We start from the raw sequence: 18038 nt of genomic DNA, 5'->3' as shown, positions 1-18038 counted from the left end.
GGTGCATCACTCGCCTGCACTTCGGACCGCCGCGTCGATTTTCTTTTTTACTTCGTTCGTCCTGTCAGCCCGGCTTCGTCGCCGCGAAAAACATCCGCAGCGTCGCCTCGTCGTCCACCGGCTCGAAGGTGAAGTCCGCGAACGTCTCGACGTCCGTAAAGCCCGCTTCCGCGAGCAGCCGGCGCAGCGTCGCTTCCGGGTACGCCCGCTGCCGATGCGTCTCGACGACGCGAACGTACCGCCCGTCCGGCTCCGGCAGGAAGAACGACACTCGGTGCTCGATCGTCGCGGACGCTTCGTCCAGCTCGCACGTCCATATGTAAGAGACGTCCTCCTCGTCAAGGCAGAACGGCTCGGTTGCCGCCAGCTCCTCGAGGCGATTCGCGTGATGCGCATCGAACAGCAGCGCGCCGCCGGGCTTCAGTCCCTCGTACGTGCGCCGGAACATGCGCAGGACGTCCTCTTCCGTGAGCAAATAATTAACGCAGTCGCACAGCGATACCGCTGCGTCGACCGGTTCGGGCAGCGCCCACTCCCGCATATCGCCCTCTACCCAGCGCAGTTCGCCGGGCACGTGCAGTTCGGAGCGGACGGACGCTTCCTTGTGCCGCGCGACCGCCAGCATGTCGCCGGACAAATCGATGCCGACGACCGACAGCCCCGCCTGCGCCAGCGGAATCGCGATCGTGCCGGTGCCGCAGCCGAGGTCGACGACCGTCTCGGGGCGGCCTCGCTCCGTCCAATATTCCTCCAGCCAGCCGAGCCATTCCCCGTACGGCATGTCGGCCATCAGCCGGTCGTACACGTACGCGAACACGCCGTACGGCGCGCGTCCCGCCGTTTCGGATGCGCGCGTCGTCATTGCAGCGGCTCCCCTTCGGCCGCCTGCTTCCCTTTTTCGGTCAAGTGGGTCCAGCTGCCCTTCTGCTCGATCAGCCCGTCCTTGTACAGCTTGCCGATCGCCCGCTTGAACGCGGACTTGCTGATGCCGAACCGCTTCGAGATCGCCTCCGACGGCGATTCATCCGAATACGGCATCGTGCCGTCGGGGCGGCGGCGCAGCTCCGCCAGCAGCTTGTCCGCGTCTTCGTTGCGGCCGACCTCTTTGCGCTGGCGCATCGATAGATTGACGTGCCCGTCCTCGCGCACGAACGTGACGCGCGCGTTCACCTTCTCGCCAACGCGCAGCGGCCTCGTCCGCTCGTGCGACGGGATGAACCCGATCGCTCCGAAGCCGAGCACGCCGCCTTCGACGACGACGAGCGCGCCGGTCTGCAGCGACCGGTACACCCACGCGTCCATCCACCGGTTGCGCCAAGCTTCCGGCGCCTTGAAGGCGTACCGCTCGAGATCCGCTTCCTTCACGGCGCGGGCGAGCAAGCGGCCTTCCTTGTCGCGGTCGAGCAGCACGTACACTTCGTCCCCTTCTTTCGGGAACACGGACGGCTCCTTCGGCAGCTCCTTCGCCGGCAGCAGCACGTGCCGGACGAGCCCGATGTCGAGGAAGCAGCCGAGCGTCGGATGGATGTCGGCGACTTTCAGCCGCGCCACGTCGCCGACCTTGGCGAGCGGCTCCCGCAGCGTCGCCGTCATCCGGTCTTCGCTGTCGTGGTACAAATACGCGTCCACGTCGACGCCGGCTTTCAGCGGTTGGCCGAGCGCCTCCGGGAACGGCAGCAGCACGTCCTGCGTCCCGTTCGTCAGCGTGAAGCCGTGAGACGTCTCTTCTTTGACCCGAAGCTTCTGCACCGTCCCCGACATCAGCGGCGGAACGCGTACCAAGTTGGCGTCATGCGCGCGTTCCGGGCGAGCGGCGCGCTGCTCGCGCTGCGGGCGGTCGAAGCGCTGCTCCCCGCGCCCGGCGCCGCTCGGCCGACCCGCGCGCCCCCCGCGATTGTCGCCGCCCGGACGGGCGGCGCGCTGCGGACGATCCATGCGGCCCGCTCCGTTCGGGCGATCCGTGCGGCCCGTGCGATCCGAACGATTCATCCGGTTCATGCGAGCTCAACGGACTTCGCGTCCGACCACAGCCGCTCGATGTTGTAATACTCCCGCTCCTCGCGGTGGAACACGTGCACGACGACGTCGCCGATGTCGAGCAGCACCCAGCGCGCGGTGTCGAACCCTTCGACGCCGCGGACGCGGACGCCGGATTCCTCGGCCTTCTTGCGAATTTCCGTCGTGATGGACTGCACCTGCGTGTCCGAATTGCCGTGGCAGATGACGTAATAGTCGGCTACCGGAGAAATGCCTTTCAAATCGAGCGCGACGATGTTTTGCGCTTTCTTGTCTTCCGCCGCTTCCACGGCAATTTGCAGCAATGCGTCAGGGGATACGGTCATTCAAAAACCTCCCGATCGAATGTAAGTTATTAAATCGTTGCGGGTGAGCACCGTCAACGGGTAAATGCGTTTGCCTTGCTCGAGCAAAAACCGGATCGTGCCGTCGAAGCCGGCGACGAGCGCTTCCTCGAGGCTCGTCTTCGCGAGCTCGCGCAGCCGGTCCACGCCGGGAAAATCCCGGCCGGGTTCGATATAATCGGCGAGGCAAATAATTTTGTCCAGCTTCGTCATGCCGACTCGGCCCGACGTATGGTATCGGATCGCGTCCAGCACCTCTTCGTCCGCGACGCCGAAATCGCGCTTCGCGGCGTAGGCGCCCGCATGCGAATGCCACAGCTCCTTGTCGTAAAGCAGCGTGTCGAGGCCGGCGGGCGCGCCTTCTTCTTCGATCGCGGCGCGCTGCCGATCCACCGGCCAAAACTTGGCCACGTCGTGCAAAATCGCGGCGACGCGCGCTTTCTCCGCATCGCCCCCGAACCGTTCGGCGAGCGCTACGGCCGACTCGACGACGCCGAGCGTATGCTTCCACCGCTTCGCCGGCATCTCCCGCTCGACGAGCGCCATCGCTTCCTCGACGGTCATGCGCATCGTCATGCGTACAGCCCCCTCTCCTCGATATATCGCCGGACCGCTTCCGGCACCACGTATCGGATCGACTGCCCGCGCTTCCTTCGCTCGCGGATGTCGGTGGAGGAAATATCGAGCGCGGGCATGTCCGCGAGCACGACGCGTTCCCGGAGGAACGGCGGAATCGCTTCCCGATCGACGGGAAAGCCGGGGCGGGTGAGGCCAAGGAACGTCACCTGCCGCGCGATCGCTTCGATGTCGTGCCAGTTCGGCAAATACAGCACCATGTCGCCGCCGATGATCCAGAACAGTTCGGCGTCCGGCTCGCGCGCCTTCAGCGCGGTCGCGGTGTCGACGGCGTACGATACGCCGCCGCGCTCGAGCTCGATCGGCTCGAGGCGGAACGCCGGATGCCCGTGAATCGCGAGCTCGACCATCGCGCGCCGGTGTTCCGGCGCGGCCGCCGGGGACGTCGACTTATGCGGCGGGCGGTACGTGGGCATGAAACGGACCTCGTCGAGCGACAGCGCCTCCCTCGCCCGCTCCGCCGCGACCAAATGGCCGAGATGGATCGGGTCGAACGTGCCGCCCATCAAACCGACGCGCCGCGTCACGCCTTCGTCCCCTCGATCCGCGCGCCGAACGCCTCGAGCACCGCTTCGCGCATCGCCGCGGCGGGCGCCGGCTCGCCGGTCCAATATTCGAAGGCGTAGGCGCCCTGGTACACGAACATGCCGAGCCCGCCGTGAACGACGGCGCCGGCCGCTTCGGCTTCGCGCAGCAGCTTCGTCGTCAGCGGGTTGTAAATCAAATCGCTGACGACGGCGCCTCTCCGAATGCCCGATACGTCGATCGGGACGTCGTCCGCGTTCGGATGCATGCCGATCGGGGTCGTGTTAATGATAATATCCACTTCGCCTATAATATGGTCGATTCGGTCCCAACCGATTCCGACCGCGTCCGCGACGGCGGTCAAATCGTTCGCGAGCTCCTCGGCCTTCGACGCGGTTCGGTTAGCGATATACAGCTTCGCCGGCGACTCCTTCGCGAGCGCGTACCCGACGCCGCGGGACGCACCTCCGGCTCCGAGCATCAAGATCCGGGCGCCCGCGACGGCCGCCCCCGTCTCTTCTTTGAGCGAACGGACGTAGCCGATGCCGTCCGTGTTGTACCCGATCAAGCGTCCGTCCCGGTTGACGACCGTATTGACCGCCCCGATGGCCCGCGCCGTCTCGTCGATGTCGTCGAGATATTTCATGACTTCGACCTTGTGCGGAATCGTTACGTTGACGCCGCGGATGCCGAGCGCCCGGACGCCGCGAATCGCGTCCCCGAGCGCCTCCGGCTTGACATGGAACGCGACGTACGCCGCGTTCATTCCGGTCTCCGCGAACGCGCGGCCGAGCATGATCGGCGATTTCGAATGGCGCACCGGATCGCCGAATACGCCGTACAGCAGCGTGGCGCTGTCGAACGAGACGCCGCGCGCCTCCCCCTGCTTGTCCATCTCTCTTCTCCCCTTTGCTTCCATCCCTTGCGCGAAAACCGATGCGCCGCGGACCTCTTAAATGAGCGCGTCGCGAATGATCGCCTTGACGCCCTTCGGCGCATGCACGTCCACGATCGCGCCGGTCTCCCCGTGCGCTCGAATCCAGCCGAGCCCCGAAATATAAATGTCCGTATCCGTCCCCGGCTTAATGCGGAACCGATGCTTCGCAAACGGCGGCAGCGCGTCTATATCTTCTTTCCTCGGCGGCTGCAGCAGCTCGCCCGCGTGCGACGCGTACAACGCGTCCGCCCGCTCGAGCTTCGTCCGATGGATCGTGAGCGACGGGCTGACGTAGCAGGTGAACGATTGATGCGCCCCTTCTACGAAATCGAAGCGGGCGAGCGCGCCGAAGAACAGCGTCTGCGCCGAGTCGAGCTGGTACGTGGCCGGCTTGACCGGCTTATGCGGCACGATCATGCCGAGGTATTCTTTGGGCACCAGCTCCGTGAGACGCGACTCGTAAACGATCCCCGGCGTGTCGATGACGTTCGAGCCGTCGTCGAGCGGGATGCGAATCAAATCGAGCGTCGTTCCCGGATACGACGACACCGTCACCTCGGCGTCCAAATCGCTGTAGTCGGCGATCAAGCGGTTGACGAGCGAGCTCTTGCCGACGTTGGTCGCGCCGACGATGAACACGTCGCGGCCGCGCCGATGCTCTTCGATCGCTTCGACGAGCCGCTCGAACCCGGTGCCCCGCTTCGCGCTGACGAGCGCCACCTCGACCGTGCGCAGCCCTTCCTCCTTCGCTCGCTTCTGCACCCAGTTGCGAATCCGGTTCGGGTTCGTGCCGGGCGGCAAAAGATCGATTTTGTTCACGACGAGCACGACCTCATTGCTGCCAACGAAACGCTGCAGCCCCCCGATTAAGCTACCTTCGAAATCGAAAATGTCCGTAATATGGACAACGAGGCTGTCCGTATTGCCGACCTCGTTCAACATGCGCAGGAACTCGCCTTGATCCGGGGTGACGCTGGACGCCTCATTGTAATGCTTCATGCGGAAGCAGCGCTGGCATATGATGGGCCTGCGTTCGAGGGCCGATGCCGGCACGTAGCCGAGCGCCCCCTTGTTCTCGCTTTGCACCGCTACGCCGCAGCCGGAGCAGCGGCCTTCTACCGTTCGATTCGGTTCTGCCACTTACGGGAGCCACCCTTTCTTGCGAAGTCTCGTTATAAACGCCCGTTCCAAATTGCGGTTGACGTTGCGCGTCACCCAGCCCTCGTCGGAAGCCGCAATCGGCTCAACGAGTATCGTATACAACCCTAGCCGGTTGCCGCCGAGCACGTCCGTCATCATCTGGTCGCCGACGATCGCCGTTTCATGAGGGCGTAAGCCCATCATGGTCAGCGCTTTGGAGAACGCCGCGTTGAGCGGTTTCTTGGCGCGCGAGACGAATGGCAGCCGCAGCGGCTCCGCGAACGCCCGCACGCGAGCTTCGTTATTATTGGAAACGACTACAACCTGGAACCCGCGCTCGCGCACGCCGTCAAGCCATAGGACCAGCTCCGGCGTCGCCAGAGGCACCTTCGCCCCGACTAACGTGTTGTCGAGGTCGGTCATAATCCCCCGGATGCCGCTCGCTTTCAGCGCCTCTAGGTCGATATCGTAAATCGTGCGAACCGTTTGTTTCGGCAGCAGCATTTGCAGCAACGTACATTCCCTCCGACAACGTTTCTTGGGTCAAATCATACCATAATTTGCACCGACGCGCCAAAAGGAGCCGGCCAAGGCCCATGACGGCCCCGACCGGCTCCAGTTGCTGAGCTACAAGCTTTCGCGCAGCTTGCGGATGCGGTGCTCCGCGTTGTTGTACTCTTCCTCCGTCAGCCCGCTTCCGCTGTATTTCGCTTTTTCGAACGTCAGCAGGAGCGCCTCCAAATCTTTTTTCAGCCACGTATGCTGCTGCATCCATCGCGACATCATTTCGCGCACCGTCTCGTGCTCCGACCACGTGAGGCCTTTGCGCTTAAAGCGCGCGAGCAGCCGTTCCATGTCGGCCAAAAACTTGACGTTGTAATTCGGCGACTTGCGGAAGCCGCGCGTCCGAAGCAGCGTCAGCCATTGGTAGCGGACCGCGAAAAACACGAGCATGCCCGCGATGCCAGCCGACACGATCGAAGCGACGACCAAGCTGCGAACGCCGTTCTCCGGCTGCGCCGTCTCATCCGCCGGCAATTCCGTCTCGACCGACAATTGTTCGGGCAGCGTCACTTCGGTTTCGTTCTCGACCTGCACGATCGGCAGCGCGAAGCCCGACGTCGGCTCGAACGGAATCCAGCCATACCCTTCGAAATACACCTCCGCCCACGAATGCGCGTCGGAATTTCGCACCGTGAACATTCCGGGTCCGTCGATGTCGAACTCGTCGCCGGGCAAATACTGCTCGAAAATCATGTCGGCGTTCGATTGCCCGGGGACGTAGCCTTTCACCCAGCGGGCGGGAAGGCCAAGCGTCCGCGCCATGACGACCATCGCCGTCGAAAAGTAGTCGCAGTATCCTTCCTGCACCTCGAACAAGAAGCTGTCGACGAAATCGGCGCTCTGCCGCTTCGTCAAATCCGGCTCGTTCGTGTACGGGAACGTCATGCTGAGATACTTCTCGAGCGCCTTTGCCTTCTCGTACGGGCTGGCCGCCTCCTTCGTCACTTCGGCCGCCAGCGCCGCGACCCGCTCCGGAAGCGTGTCCGGCAGCTGCAAATATTCGCGGAACTCCCTCGGGTCGGAGACGGGCGCCGCCTGCTTCAGCTTCTCCTCGTCGATGACGGGCATGAGCGAGGTGACCTTATAGGAAGCTGGGTACGGATTGTTCGGGCGCTCGACCCAAATCATCGACTGATCCGACATGTCCCAAAACGCGCGGCCGAACCGGACCGGTTCGCCGTTCACGACGCCGGGCTCCACCGTTTGCGCGTACGGCGCGCTGAACAGCACCGGGAACGACTTTCCTTCGACGACTCGGAACGTTTGCGTCACCTCGATCGTGTCGAGGCCTCCCTCTTCCGGGGGGACGAGCAGCGGCTCGGACGGCCGGAGCGGCTCGAGCCGTTCCCGGTCGTCGAACGATTTCTCCTCCCAGCCGGCGCCGTTATAGACGGCGCGCGTTTCCCCGCGCCAGTAGCTGCGCCTCGACGTGTCGACGGTGAACACCGGCGTGTAGTCGAACCGGAACGCGCCGCCGAGATTCGCGTCGTCGCGGCTATAGCCGGACGAGGAGCTGGCGGGCGCGAGCGCCGCGAAGCCGGGCCCGCTGCTGAACGCCGGCACGACCTCGCCTTGGTACGTTTTCCAAGCGGTGTACGGATCCATGATGATCGGGCGGATGCTCGGCGCGAGCATCCCTAGCGACAGCGACGCGGAGATGATCGTAATGATCATGACCGTGATCGGCACCGGATAGCTCATCAAGTTGCTGTAGCCGTCCGGATCCCTCGTCTTCAGCTGCTTCAAGTGATGCACGACAAGCATGACCAGGCCGCAGCCGATTATGATCGCGACCTGCTCCCACAGCCGAAACAACGAGAACGAGTCGACGATCGAAAACAGGACGACGCTGGACGCCATGACGGCGAACAGCCGCCATTTGGTCGTAATATACCAGCGGACCGCCTCGTACGCGAGCCACGCCCCGAGCGAAAACCACAAGAACGGCATCAGCCTCGTCGCGTATTCCAATGCGCCGAACACCCAGCCGAGCAGATGGTCCGGCGCATTGTCGACCGGATCCGGCCGAATCGCTTGAGCGGTAATGTAAAAACAGGCGGCCGCGGACAGCAGCGCGCGAAGCCACGCAGGCCTCGGCGCGGCCCAGAAGACGAGGAGCGCGGCGGCCATCGAGTACCCGACGATCGCCGTCGTTACCTCCAGCCAATAAAAATCGAACCAAACGACATACTGATACAAGAAAATGCCGAGAAATAAGTGCATCGCCTTGTCGTGCCAATCCTCCGCCCACCGGCGGACCGCCGCTTCGACGAACGAAATCTTTTGGGTCATCCGCTCTTCCCTCCCAACAAGAGTGGAAGCTCTTCCAGCTGGCGGATATTGTACGATGCGACGCCGACCGAACGGAGCGCGGCGGCCCAATCGTCCTTCCCGCCCGCGCCGGCATTCGTCTCCGGGTTAATCCACATATGGCAGGCGCTGACGCCGTTCACGTCGAGCCATTTGAGCAGCTTCATGAGCGATTCGCCGCGCTGCGGGCTGACGAGAACGACGAGGCTGCCGGTGCTCGGCAGGCGCGAGCGGTCCCGCAGCAGGCGAATCGGGTCGCCTTTCGGGTCCGGCTGCACCTCGATCAGATGCTGCTCGATCCGCTTTCGCGTCTCGTAGCCGCCCGGCGGCGCGGAGAACGCCCGCCCGCCGCCGACAGACAGGAAGCCCGTCGCCATGCCGCGCGAAGCGGAAAACTGCAGCAGCGACGCGGCGACCGAGACGGCCAGCTCGAACTGCTGGCTCGTGCGGTACGCGTTCGTCTGCCGGTCGAGCACGATCGTCAGCTTCGGCAGCGATTCGCGCTCGAACTCCTTCGACTTCCAGTGGCCGGTCCGCGCCGTCGCGTTCCAATGCACCTTCGCCAGCCGGTCGCCGTAAATGTATTCGCGGACGCCGTTGATTTGCGTCGTCTCGCGCTGGGAGCCGTTCACGGAGGACTGCTGGTGGTGGCCCTTGAACAGCGTGCGAAGCTCCCGCCATTCGGGGATTCGCACCGTGCGCGGCAGGACGCTGAACGTCAGCGGCATCTCGATCGTGCCCGCGTGCTCGAACAGGCCGAAGATATCCTGCGTCACGCATTGGACCGCCTCGAACTTGTACAGGCCGCGGCCGAGCGGGGGCGTGACGTACGTCAGCTCGCCGCGGCGCTTCCAGTCGGGAACGAACGTCCCTTCGTACGTTTGCGTTTCGCCGCCGACTTTGGCGAGACGGTCTTTCACCGTCACGTACGGAATCGGCCAAATGCCCGGAATGTCGACGCGGATGTTGGCCCGCAGCGCGCTGCCCGCCTGCAGCGTGGCGCCGCCGGCGACGCCGCCGATTTCCCTGCGGCCGCGCGCGGAGGAAATGCCGCTCCACCGACCGAGCAGCAAATATACCGATAAAGTCGAGATGATGATCAGCAGCATCAGCGACAGCTTTCCGCCCTGGAACGCGACGAAAAACAAGCAGGAGACGAAGCACAGCGCCAGTCCCCATGCCTTCACGGACCAACGCATCGTTCTGGGGGCTCGCTGCATATCTTATCGCTCCAATCGAACCGGCACCTTCACGTCCCGGTAAATCGATTCGAAAATCGACTCGAGCGTCACGCCTTCCATCCTCGCTTCCGTCTCCAGCACGAGCCTGTGGCCGAGCACGTACGGCACGAGCCATTTGACGTCGTCCGGAATGACGAAATCGCGGCCCTGCAGGAACGCGTACGCCTTGGCGGCGCTGACGAGCGCGAGCGTCGCCCGCGGGCTCGCGCCGAGCAGCAGCTGGCGATGCTCCCGCGTCCGGCGCACGAGCTCGACCGTATACTGCGCCACGCTTTCTTCCATGTGAATCGTTTTCACCCGCTCCTGCAGCTCGATGAGCCGCCCCGCGTCCATAACGGGCTGCAAGTCCTCCAGCGGGCGCACGGTCGTCTGCACCTGCGCCATGCGCAGTTCCGTCCCTTCGTCCGGATAGCCGAGCGCGAATTTCAGCATGAACCGATCGAGCTGCGCTTCCGGCAGGACGTATGTACCTTCGAAGTCGATCGGATTTTGCGTCGCGAGCAGCAGGAACGGCCGCGGCAGCGTGTGCGGCTCCCCGTCTACGGTGACGTGATGCTCTTCCATGGCTTCTAGCAGGGCGGATTGGGTTTTCGTCGTGGCGCGGTTAATTTCGTCGATGAGGAGGATGTTCGTCATGATAGGACCGGGACGAAATTCAAACGTCTCGGTCTTGGGGTGGTATATCGAAACGCCCGTAATATCGGTCGGCAGCAGGTCGGGATTGCACTGGATGCGCCGGAACTGCGCTTGCACCGACTTCGCCAGCGCCTTGATCAACACCGTTTTCCCCGTTCCCGGGACATCTTCTAATAATACATGCCCCCCGGCCAGCAAGGCCGTCAGCATGAGATCGATTTCGTCGCTCTTCCCGTAGATGCACGATTCCAAATTACGCTTCAGGTCTCCCACGATGCGAACGTCGTTTTCCAAACGCGTATCCATGTCCGGTGCCTCCTCTATTTCCGTCTATATCTTCCATATTACTAAAAGTAAGGGGACCCCGTACACCTTGAGAGTCTCTAATTTTTTTTGTAACGATTTCCATGCAACTTTTTGGCGTGGACAAACGTTTGGAGCGGCACTGACAGCGCAAATTTTTTGCGGTTCGCGGGAAAGAGCACGAAAAGTGTGCGGTTGCGCCGGACAGCGGCGACAATGCGGGGGTTCGGGGGCGGATGGCGCGGCAAGGGGCGGCACGAACAGCACACATTTTGTGCGGTTCGCGGGAAAGAGCACGAAAATGGTGCGGTTGCGCCAGACGGCGACGACGGTGCGGGGGTGCGGGCGCGGATGGCGCGGCGGTGAGCGGCATACACAGCACAAATTATGTGCGGTTCGCGGGAAAGAGCACGAAAATGGTGCGGTTGCGCCAGACGGCGGCGACGGTGCGGGGGTGCGGGAGCGGATGGCGCGGCGGGGAGCGGCACGAACAGCACACATTTTGTGCGGTTCGCGGGAATGAGCACGAAAAGTGTGCGGTTGGAGCAGACGGCGGCGACAGTGCGAGGGCACACAGAAACCCCGGGCCCATCCCGGACCCGGGGCAATCAGGAGCAGCGCGGCTCAGCCTTTCGGCCGAACGAGCAGCGCCGCGAAGAACGAAAACACGATCGCGGCCGAAATGCCGGCGCTCGTATAATGATAAATGCCGCTCACGAGGCCGACGGCGCCGTTTTGGCCCAGCTCCGTGAGCGCCCCGTGCGTCAGCGAGTTGCCGAAGCTCGTGATCGGCACCGTCACGCCGGCGCCGGCGAATTCGATGAGCGGGTCGTACAATCCGAACCCGTCGAGGACGGCGCCGATGACGACGAGCGTGACCATCGTATGCGCCGGCGTCATTTTCAGCACGTCGAACATGAGCTGGCCCACGACGCAAATCGCGCCGCCGACCACGAACGCCCAAACGAAAGGCATCAACGTCTCCATACGCTTCTCACGCACCTCCGCTCTCGATCGCCACGGCGTGGGCGATGCAAGGAATGCTTTCTTTCTGCTGCACGGTCAGCGGCGACAGCAGCGATCCGGTCGCGACGACGAGAATCCGCTTCAGTTCGCCTCGTTCGAGCCGCTTCAGCAGATGGCCGTACGTCACCGTCGCGGAGCATGCGCAGCCGCTGCCACCGGCGAACACCTCCTGGCGTTCTCGGTCGTACATGAGCAGCCCGCAATCGTCGAACGTCGTTTCGCCGATCGGCACGCCGTTCTGCTCGAACAGCTCGCGGGCGATGCTCACGCCGACGGACGCGAGGTCCCCCGTGACGATCAAGTCGTAATACCCTGGCGACACGTCCATGTCGCTCAAATGCGCGCGGATCGTATCGACCGCCGCCGGCGCCATCGCCGCCCCCATGTTGAACGGGTCGGTGATGCCGAGATCGACGACCCGGCCGATCGTCGCGGCCGCGATGCGCGGCCCTTCGCCGCCGCGGGCGACGAGCGCCGCCCCCGCCCCCGTGACGGTGTTTTGCGACGACGGCGGCTTCTGCGCGCCGTACTCCGTCGGGTAGCGGAATTGGCGCTCCGCCGTGCAGTTGTGGCTGCTCGTGCCGGCGAGCACGCGATCCGCGTGCCCGGTCGACACGGCGAGCGCGGCGAGCGCGAGGCTTTCCATCGACGTTGAGCAGGCGCCGAACACGCCGAGATACGGGATGCCGAACGTCCGCGACGCGAACGTGGCGCTCACGATTTGGTTCAGCAAATCGCCGCCGATGAACAAGTCGACGTCCTCAATCGCGACCCCCGCCTTCTGCACCGCGAGCAGCGCCGCTTCCTCCAGCATTTTGCGCTCGGCCTTCTCCCACGACGTCTCGCCGACGAACAGATCGTCGTGCACGATGTCGAAATCGTCCTTCAACGGCCCTTCGCCCTCGAGCGGACCGACGACGGCCGCCCGCGACAAAATGACGGGCTTTTCGTCGAACACCCACGTTTGCCTGCCTCGCTTCATCAGGACTGCCCCCCAGTGCCGATAATCCAGTGCACGAACGCCACGAGGAAGGCGGAGACGGTGCCGAAGACGACGACGGCGCCCGCCAGCTTGAACATCCGCGTCGCGACGCCGAGCACGATGCCTTCGCTCCGGTGCTCGATCGCCGCCGACGACATCGAGTTCGCGAAGCCGGTAACGGGCACCGCGGTTCCCGCGCCGGCCCACTGCGCGATTTTGTCGTACACGCCGAGGCTCGTCAGCACGACCGACAATAAAATCAGCAGGACGACGGTCGGGACGCCGGCCTGCTCCTTCGACATGCCCGCATAATGAACGAACAACGTCGTGATCATTTGCCCGATTACGCAGATGGTGCCGCCGGCCACGAAGGCGCGGAAGCAATTGCGAAGCACCGGCCGCGCCGGTTCCTTTGCTTTCGCCATTTTCTGATATTCTTTCGCGGTCAAGCCGAAACGCCGTTTCGTCGCGCTGGTCACTAGGCTTCCCTCCAATTGCCTTTGCTGCCTTTATTATTTCCCGGTCCGCGCTGGAACATGTTTCGTACGGGGGCTAGGAAGCAGTGGAAAATGGACGGGCTCTGAACGCGTGGGAAAGTTCGGCGAAATATGATACGTTGGCGAGAGGAGGAGAAAACGATGCAAACGATTCGGTATTACGAACGGTTGGAGGAAGACACCCCGGCGAACGGCGCGTGCGTGCGCGTGCACAAAAACGCCCCTTGGCTGCCGAAGCTCCAAGGGGCCGAACAAGTGTGGATCGAAACCGCCGACGCGGAGGCGGCGCTGGAAGCGGCGGCGGCGGTGCGCCGCCCGACGCTGAATTCGCTCGCGGCGGACGAGGCGGCGTGGGCCGCGCTGGGCGCGGACGCGCTGCGGCGGTTCGAGGCGGTCGTGCTGCTGCCGTTCCGGCCGGGGGCCGCGGCGCAGCGTTACGAAGACAGCGTCGCGGCCGTCTTCGACCTCGCCAACCGGTACGGCGTTCCGCCGGAGCGCCGCATTATAGACGTGTGCGTCATGCCGAGAAGCGTCGAGCCCGACACGGCGGCATACGAGCGCCGCATCGCGTGGCTGCGCGAGGCGTTCGGCGCGAGAACATGCGGCGGAGTCAACAATTACGTGTACCAAGAAAACGAAGATCTGCTGCCGGACGTATGGTCGCGGCTATCGAGGGCCGGCATGACGTACGGCATCGTCAGCGCGCGGCTGGCGGAGCGGTTCGGCTGGTAATCCAGCGATCCAGCCGCCTCCCCGCCGAACCGGGATCGTTACCGCTCCCCGCGCTGCATCGCGCGCAGCTCCGACCAGCGGGTGCGCCGGATGCCGGCTTCGCTCATGGCGGCGAGCACTTCGGGATCGCGGAAAATATCCATCTCCCAGCCGCGCTTTTCCCAATGCGGATTGATCGCCTTCAGCTCGTCCGTCACGAGCGACGGATGGATGATCAGCTCGTTCACGCCGGGACGCAAGTTCCGCAGCAGGGCGATCATGTCCCGTTTGAAGCTGTCGTACGTTTCGCCCGGCAGCTTATGGAACGGCAGGCCGACCAACTCGTCCAAAATCGCGACGCCGAGCGAATCCGCGAACATGCCGAGCTGCTCCGCCTTGCGCTGCAGCTCGGGCGGAGCGCCCCGATCCTGCGGCGCCCGGCGGGGGATACGGAACGGCAGCCGGTACGAGGCGCACACCTCGAACACCTCGCGAAGGAAGTCGCGCCCCGTCGCAAGACCGTAGACGGTGCCCATATGGTTGTCCACGTGCGTAGGGTCGAGCCCGAGCGCCGTCGCCGCCTCCAATTGAGCGATCAGCTCCGCGCGCACGTGCGCCGGATCCGCAGTCCGTTCGACGGCCGCCGCGTCCGCCGGAAACCACCCTCCCGTTACGACGAGCGAGGAGACGTCTCCCCCGCGCTGCACCGGTCCCCATTTGTACCCTTCCCATTCGCTCGTAAGCGTGAAATGGACGCCTACATTAAACTGCGGGTGCGAGGCGCTCCAGCGGACCGCCTCCGTCGACCAGCCGCACGGCATCATGACCGTCGCCGAGTCGACCGCCCCTTCCTCGAGCAGCCGAAAAATGCCCTCGTTCGTCGCATGGCACATGCCGAAGTCGTCCGCGTTAATGATGAGCAGACGATCCTCCGGCCCGAAGCCTAAGCGTTCCGCCGTATTCATGCCGTTCGCCTCCCTGTTCTCGAAATCTCGAAAAAGACTGAGCCGAAAGCCGCCGATCCGTTTCGTTACCGATTCGCGCCCGCCAGCGCCGCCCGGCCGAGCGCCAGCGCGCCGCACAACCCTGCGTTGTCGCCGAGCCCCGGCGGCACAATATAACTGTCGATGCTCGAGACGATTGCTTCGGCCCGAACGTAGCCGTTCAACAGCCGACCGACCTCCGCGCGAATGAGCGGGAACAATTGCTCCTGCTTCATGACGCCGCCGCCCAAAATGACCTTCTTCGGGGACAGCAGCAGCACGGCGCCCGCCACCGCCTGCGCGATGTAGAACGCTTCGATTTCCCAAGCCTTATGGTCTACGCCAAGCTCATGGCCTTTGACGCCCCAACGCTTCTCGAGAGCGGGGCCGGCGGCCATCCCTTCCAAGCAATCGCCGTGGTACGGACACACCCCCGCGAACGCATCGTCCGGGTGGCGGCGCGGCAGCACGTGGCCCCCTTCCGGATGGACGAGTCCGTGCACGAGCTTCCCTTCGGCGTATACGCCGACCCCGACGCCGGTGCCGATCGTGTAATACAAGCAGCTGTCGAGACCTTGCGCCGCGCCCCATGTCGCTTCGCCGAACGCGGCGGCGTTGACGTCGGTATCCCAGCCGTAAGGCACGTCGAATTCTCGCTTCATCGCGCCGAGGAAATCATAATTCGACCAGCCGGGCTTCGGCGTCGTCGTGACGAAGCCGTACGTCGCGCTGGCCGGGTCGATGTCGATCGGACCGAACGTGCCGATGCCGATCGCTTCGACCGACTTCCCCCGGAAATAGTCGATCACGCGCCGGAGCGTCTCCTCCGGCCCTTCCGTCGGAAAACTGACGCGATCCTCGATTTGTCCGTGTTCGTTGCCGATGCCGCAAACGAACTTTGTTCCCCCCGCCTCAATGGCGCCGATTCGCATAATGCTCTCTCCTTCGATGTCAAACTATGAGTTATATAGGTAGTCCATTCTCGCTGCGTGACTTCATTGTATCCCGAACCCCCGGCCGGAGACAACGCCGGAACGCGAGGCGACCTGTGCCCGCAGCGTTTTGCTTCCAATCGATTGACGATGAGCCCCTTCAGGCGTATAATCCTTCGCATACGAATTATTTGCATGCAAATTTAAAGGTGAGGAGTGCCGTATGACCCCCGAAGAACAACAACGGATGTACCGGGTAGTGAACTCGTACCGCGAAGTGCATCATTTATTTTTTCAAAAGCTCTTGAAAGCGGCCCAGCCTTACGGTTTAACGCCGGGACAGCTGCTGGTGCTGCGGGTATTGGACGAACACCCGCACATTACGTTAGCCGAATTAGCGAAGCACCTGCACCTCGGCAGCAGCACCGCAAGCGGCATCGTCGACCGGATGGAGAAGGCCGGGCTCGTCGCGCGGGAGCGGGGCCGCGACGACCGGCGCGCCGTTTCGTTGTCCCTCACCGCGCGAGGCGCGGAGGTGCGAGCAGCGACGCAAACGGCTCGCCTCGAGCTGATGGCGCCGATGCTGGCGCTTTCGAACGAAGAGCTCGACCGCATCGTCGCGCTGAACGAACGCATCGTTCACCTATTGAAAACGGAAAGCGAGGAATGGCAATTTGACGACGACGAACGTTAACGAAACCGCCGCCCCGTTGAAACGCGGACCGATCCTAGCCGCCCTGGTCATCGGCGCCTTCGTCGCGCTGTTAAGCCAGACGCTGCTTAACGTAGCCCTTCCGAAGATGATGGAGAACCTCGCCATCAGCGCGAATACGGCGCAATGGCTTACGACCGGCTACATGCTCGTCAACGGCGTGCTCGTTCCGATCAGCGCGTATTTGATCGGCCGCTTTACGACCCGCACGCTGTTCAACTCGGCGTCCCTGCTCTTCCTGCTGGGCACGATCGTATGCGCGGTCTCGCCGGGGTTCGGCCTGCTGCTGGCCGGTCGACTTGTGCAGGCGGCCGGCGCGGGCATTATGATGCCCCTCATGACCGTCGTCGTCCTGACGATATTCCCCGTCGCGGAGCGCGGCAAAGCGATGGGCACGATGGGACTCGCAATGATATTCGCCCCGGCCGTCGGACCGACGCTGTCGGGCTGGATCGTCGAACATTATTCATGGCGCGTGCTGTTCTACATCGTCATTCCGCTGGCGCTTCTCGCGTTTCTTTACGGCTATTACGCCATGCGGAACGTAACGAAGTCGCAGCCCTCCCCGCTCGATAAAACCGGAGTGCTGCTGTCGACGCTCGGGTTCGGCGGCTTGCTCTACGGCTTCAGCGACGCCGGCAACGACGGCTGGGGCAGCGCGCCCGTCGTCGCGAGCCTCGCGATCGGCGTCGTCTCGCTCCTGTTGTTCATCCGCCGCGAGCTCACGACGGAGAAGCCGATTCTCGAATTCCGCGTCTTTAAGTACAGCATGTTTTCGCTGACGACGGCCATCAACGGGATCGCCACGATGGCGATGTTTTCCGGCATGATTTTGCTGCCGATTTATTTGCAGACGCTGCGCGGTTTTACGCCGATGGAATCGGGGCTGCTGCTGCTGCCCGGAGCCATCCTTATGGGGATCATGTCCCCGATCACGGGCGCCATCTTCGACAAAGTGGGCGCGCGCTGGCTCGCCGTCGCCGGCCTCGGCATCACCGTCGTAACGACGTACCAATTCAGCGTGCTGACGCTGGACACGTCGTACACGCACATTCTGTGGGTGTACACGGCCCGGATGTTCGGCATGTCGCTCATGATGATGCCGATCCAAACCGCCGGCCTTAACCAGCTGCCGCAGCGGCTGGGCGCCCACGGCTCGGCGATGTCGCAGACGCTGCGTAACGTCTCCGGCGCGCTCGGCACGGCGCTGCTCGTGTCGATCATGACGCACGAGGCGGCGACCCGAGGGAAGGAGCTGATCACAGCGGGCGGCATCGACCCGAACGATCAGGCCGCCATGCTAGCGGTGACGCAGGAAGCCGCCGTCCACGGCATCAACTACGCGTTCGTCGTTGCGACGTGGATGACCGTAGTGTCGTTCGCGATGTCTTTTTTCATTAAAAATACGAAACCGCAGGAGGAAGCTCCCGCGCTCGCCAAGGCGTAATTTCGGAAAAAAGCGGCCTTCGTCCCGATTTCATCGGACGAAGGCCGTTTCGTTTTCTTAGATGCTTCCCCTGATTCCCGTGTACACGTAATCCTT

19 protein-coding genes are annotated in these 18038 nt (G+C 63.6%); 3 read left to right on the top strand and 16 right to left on the bottom strand.

Annotated features, from left to right (window positions below; all coding sequences use genetic code 11):
• Nucleotides 1-64: 64 nt before the first annotated feature.
• The 14 genes from VE009_RS04205 to spoVAC form a co-directional block, all read right to left on the bottom strand.
• The gene (locus VE009_RS04205) at nt 65-862 is read right to left on the bottom strand and encodes a class I SAM-dependent methyltransferase (RefSeq protein WP_325006141.1); all 798 of its coding nucleotides are present in this window, start codon (nt 860-862) and stop codon (nt 65-67) included.
• Nucleotides 859-1998, bottom strand: coding sequence for a CvfB family protein (locus VE009_RS04200; protein WP_325006140.1), 1140 nt, complete (start codon nt 1996-1998; stop codon nt 859-861). Before VE009_RS04200 ends, VE009_RS04205 begins: the two co-directional genes overlap by 4 nt.
• A complete protein-coding gene (gene rsfS / locus VE009_RS04195; RefSeq protein ID WP_325006139.1) occupies nt 1995-2342 on the bottom strand; it encodes a ribosome silencing factor in 348 nt (115 codons plus the stop codon). The genes VE009_RS04200 and rsfS overlap by 4 nt, the downstream gene beginning before the upstream one ends.
• The gene (gene yqeK, locus VE009_RS04190; protein ID WP_414694775.1) at nt 2343-2924 is read right to left on the bottom strand and encodes a bis(5'-nucleosyl)-tetraphosphatase (symmetrical) YqeK; all 582 of its coding nucleotides are present in this window, start codon (nt 2922-2924) and stop codon (nt 2343-2345) included.
• Nucleotides 2925-2932: 8 nt separating this feature from the next.
• On the bottom strand, nt 2933-3523 hold the full coding sequence (locus VE009_RS04185; RefSeq protein WP_325006138.1) for a nicotinate-nucleotide adenylyltransferase: 591 nt from the start codon (nt 3521-3523) through the stop codon (nt 2933-2935).
• Nucleotides 3520-4416 (bottom strand): shikimate dehydrogenase, encoded by an 897-nt coding sequence (locus VE009_RS04180; protein ID WP_325006137.1) that lies wholly within the window; start codon nt 4414-4416, stop codon nt 3520-3522. The genes VE009_RS04185 and VE009_RS04180 overlap by 4 nt, the downstream gene beginning before the upstream one ends.
• Before the next feature lie 57 nt (nt 4417-4473).
• A complete protein-coding gene (gene yqeH, locus VE009_RS04175; RefSeq protein ID WP_325006136.1) occupies nt 4474-5598 on the bottom strand; it encodes a ribosome biogenesis GTPase YqeH in 1125 nt (374 codons plus the stop codon).
• Nucleotides 5599-6111 (bottom strand): YqeG family HAD IIIA-type phosphatase, encoded by a 513-nt coding sequence (locus tag VE009_RS04170; RefSeq protein ID WP_325006135.1) that lies wholly within the window; start codon nt 6109-6111, stop codon nt 5599-5601.
• 114 nt (nt 6112-6225) lie between these two features.
• Nucleotides 6226-8454 carry a transglutaminase TgpA family protein gene (locus tag VE009_RS04165; protein WP_325006134.1) on the bottom strand — a complete coding sequence of 743 codons (2229 nt, stop codon included), beginning with the start codon at nt 8452-8454 and terminating at the stop codon, nt 6226-6228.
• Nucleotides 8451-9692: a DUF58 domain-containing protein gene (locus tag VE009_RS04160; protein ID WP_325006133.1), complete on the bottom strand. Its 1242-nt coding sequence runs from the start codon at nt 9690-9692 to the stop codon at nt 8451-8453. The genes VE009_RS04165 and VE009_RS04160 overlap by 4 nt, the downstream gene beginning before the upstream one ends.
• 3 nt (nt 9693-9695) lie before the next feature.
• Nucleotides 9696-10655 carry a MoxR family ATPase gene (locus VE009_RS04155; RefSeq protein ID WP_325006132.1) on the bottom strand — a complete coding sequence of 320 codons (960 nt, stop codon included), beginning with the start codon at nt 10653-10655 and terminating at the stop codon, nt 9696-9698.
• A 621-nt stretch (nt 10656-11276) separates the two neighbouring features.
• The gene (gene spoVAE, locus VE009_RS04150; RefSeq protein ID WP_325006186.1) at nt 11277-11627 is read right to left on the bottom strand and encodes a stage V sporulation protein AE; all 351 of its coding nucleotides are present in this window, start codon (nt 11625-11627) and stop codon (nt 11277-11279) included.
• 19 nt (nt 11628-11646) lie between these two features.
• Nucleotides 11647-12660 (bottom strand): stage V sporulation protein AD, encoded by a 1014-nt coding sequence (gene spoVAD / locus VE009_RS04145; protein WP_325006131.1) that lies wholly within the window; start codon nt 12658-12660, stop codon nt 11647-11649.
• Nucleotides 12660-13139 carry a stage V sporulation protein AC gene (spoVAC, locus tag VE009_RS04140; RefSeq protein ID WP_325006130.1) on the bottom strand — a complete coding sequence of 160 codons (480 nt, stop codon included), beginning with the start codon at nt 13137-13139 and terminating at the stop codon, nt 12660-12662. Before spoVAC ends, spoVAD begins: the two co-directional genes overlap by 1 nt.
• Nucleotides 13140-13298: 159 nt before the next feature.
• On the opposite strand from spoVAC, the gene VE009_RS04135 reads away from it, so the two are divergent.
• Entirely contained in the window at nt 13299-13889 is a 591-nt protein-coding gene (locus tag VE009_RS04135) for a hypothetical protein (protein WP_325006129.1), read from the top strand.
• A 38-nt stretch (nt 13890-13927) separates the two neighbouring features.
• Here the strand turns inward: VE009_RS04135 and VE009_RS04130 are convergent, their stop codons facing one another.
• Both VE009_RS04130 and VE009_RS04125 read right to left on the bottom strand, forming a co-directional pair.
• Nucleotides 13928-14833 carry a polysaccharide deacetylase family protein gene (locus VE009_RS04130; RefSeq protein ID WP_325006128.1) on the bottom strand — a complete coding sequence of 302 codons (906 nt, stop codon included), beginning with the start codon at nt 14831-14833 and terminating at the stop codon, nt 13928-13930.
• A 65-nt stretch (nt 14834-14898) separates the two neighbouring features.
• Nucleotides 14899-15783 carry an ROK family protein gene (locus VE009_RS04125; protein ID WP_325006127.1) on the bottom strand — a complete coding sequence of 295 codons (885 nt, stop codon included), beginning with the start codon at nt 15781-15783 and terminating at the stop codon, nt 14899-14901.
• Between the two features lie 223 nt (nt 15784-16006).
• Between VE009_RS04125 and VE009_RS04120 the strand changes: the two genes are divergently transcribed.
• Nucleotides 16007-16477: a MarR family transcriptional regulator gene (locus VE009_RS04120; RefSeq protein WP_325006126.1), complete on the top strand. Its 471-nt coding sequence runs from the start codon at nt 16007-16009 to the stop codon at nt 16475-16477.
• Nucleotides 16458-17942 (top strand): DHA2 family efflux MFS transporter permease subunit, encoded by a 1485-nt coding sequence (locus VE009_RS04115; RefSeq protein WP_325006125.1) that lies wholly within the window; start codon nt 16458-16460, stop codon nt 17940-17942. The genes VE009_RS04120 and VE009_RS04115 overlap by 20 nt, the downstream gene beginning before the upstream one ends.
• The last annotated feature ends 96 nt before the right edge of the window (nt 17943-18038 follow it).

The organism is Paenibacillus sp., from assembly GCF_035645195.1.
Classification (GTDB): Bacteria; Bacillota; Bacilli; order Paenibacillales; family YIM-B00363; genus Paenibacillus_AE.
The sequence above is the reverse complement of the archived record's forward strand: the minus strand, read 5'-3'. Positions and strand labels throughout refer to the sequence as shown.

Coding starts and splice junctions, on each gene's coding strand:
- VE009_RS04155 (WP_325006132.1), bottom strand. CDS start 10,655: ATGGATACGCGTTTGGAAAACGACGTTCGCATCGTGGGAGACCTGAAG.
- VE009_RS04180 (WP_325006137.1), bottom strand. CDS start 4,416: ATGGACAAGCAGGGGGAGGCGCGCGGCGTCTCGTTCGACAGCGCCACG.
- VE009_RS04135 (WP_325006129.1), top strand. CDS start 13,299: ATGCAAACGATTCGGTATTACGAACGGTTGGAGGAAGACACCCCGGCG.
- VE009_RS04120 (WP_325006126.1), top strand. CDS start 16,007: ATGACCCCCGAAGAACAACAACGGATGTACCGGGTAGTGAACTCGTAC.
- VE009_RS04205 (WP_325006141.1), bottom strand. CDS start 862: ATGACGACGCGCGCATCCGAAACGGCGGGACGCGCGCCGTACGGCGTG.
- yqeK (WP_414694775.1), bottom strand. CDS start 2,924: ATGACCGTCGAGGAAGCGATGGCGCTCGTCGAGCGGGAGATGCCGGCG.
- spoVAD (WP_325006131.1), bottom strand. CDS start 12,660: ATGAAGCGAGGCAGGCAAACGTGGGTGTTCGACGAAAAGCCCGTCATT.
- VE009_RS04125 (WP_325006127.1), bottom strand. CDS start 15,783: ATGCGAATCGGCGCCATTGAGGCGGGGGGAACAAAGTTCGTTTGCGGC.
- VE009_RS04200 (WP_325006140.1), bottom strand. CDS start 1,998: ATGAACCGGATGAATCGTTCGGATCGCACGGGCCGCACGGATCGCCCG.
- VE009_RS04130 (WP_325006128.1), bottom strand. CDS start 14,833: ATGAATACGGCGGAACGCTTAGGCTTCGGGCCGGAGGATCGTCTGCTC.
- spoVAE (WP_325006186.1), bottom strand. CDS start 11,627: ATGCCTTTCGTTTGGGCGTTCGTGGTCGGCGGCGCGATTTGCGTCGTG.
- VE009_RS04160 (WP_325006133.1), bottom strand. CDS start 9,692: ATGCAGCGAGCCCCCAGAACGATGCGTTGGTCCGTGAAGGCATGGGGA.
- VE009_RS04165 (WP_325006134.1), bottom strand. CDS start 8,454: ATGACCCAAAAGATTTCGTTCGTCGAAGCGGCGGTCCGCCGGTGGGCG.
- rsfS (WP_325006139.1), bottom strand. CDS start 2,342: ATGACCGTATCCCCTGACGCATTGCTGCAAATTGCCGTGGAAGCGGCG.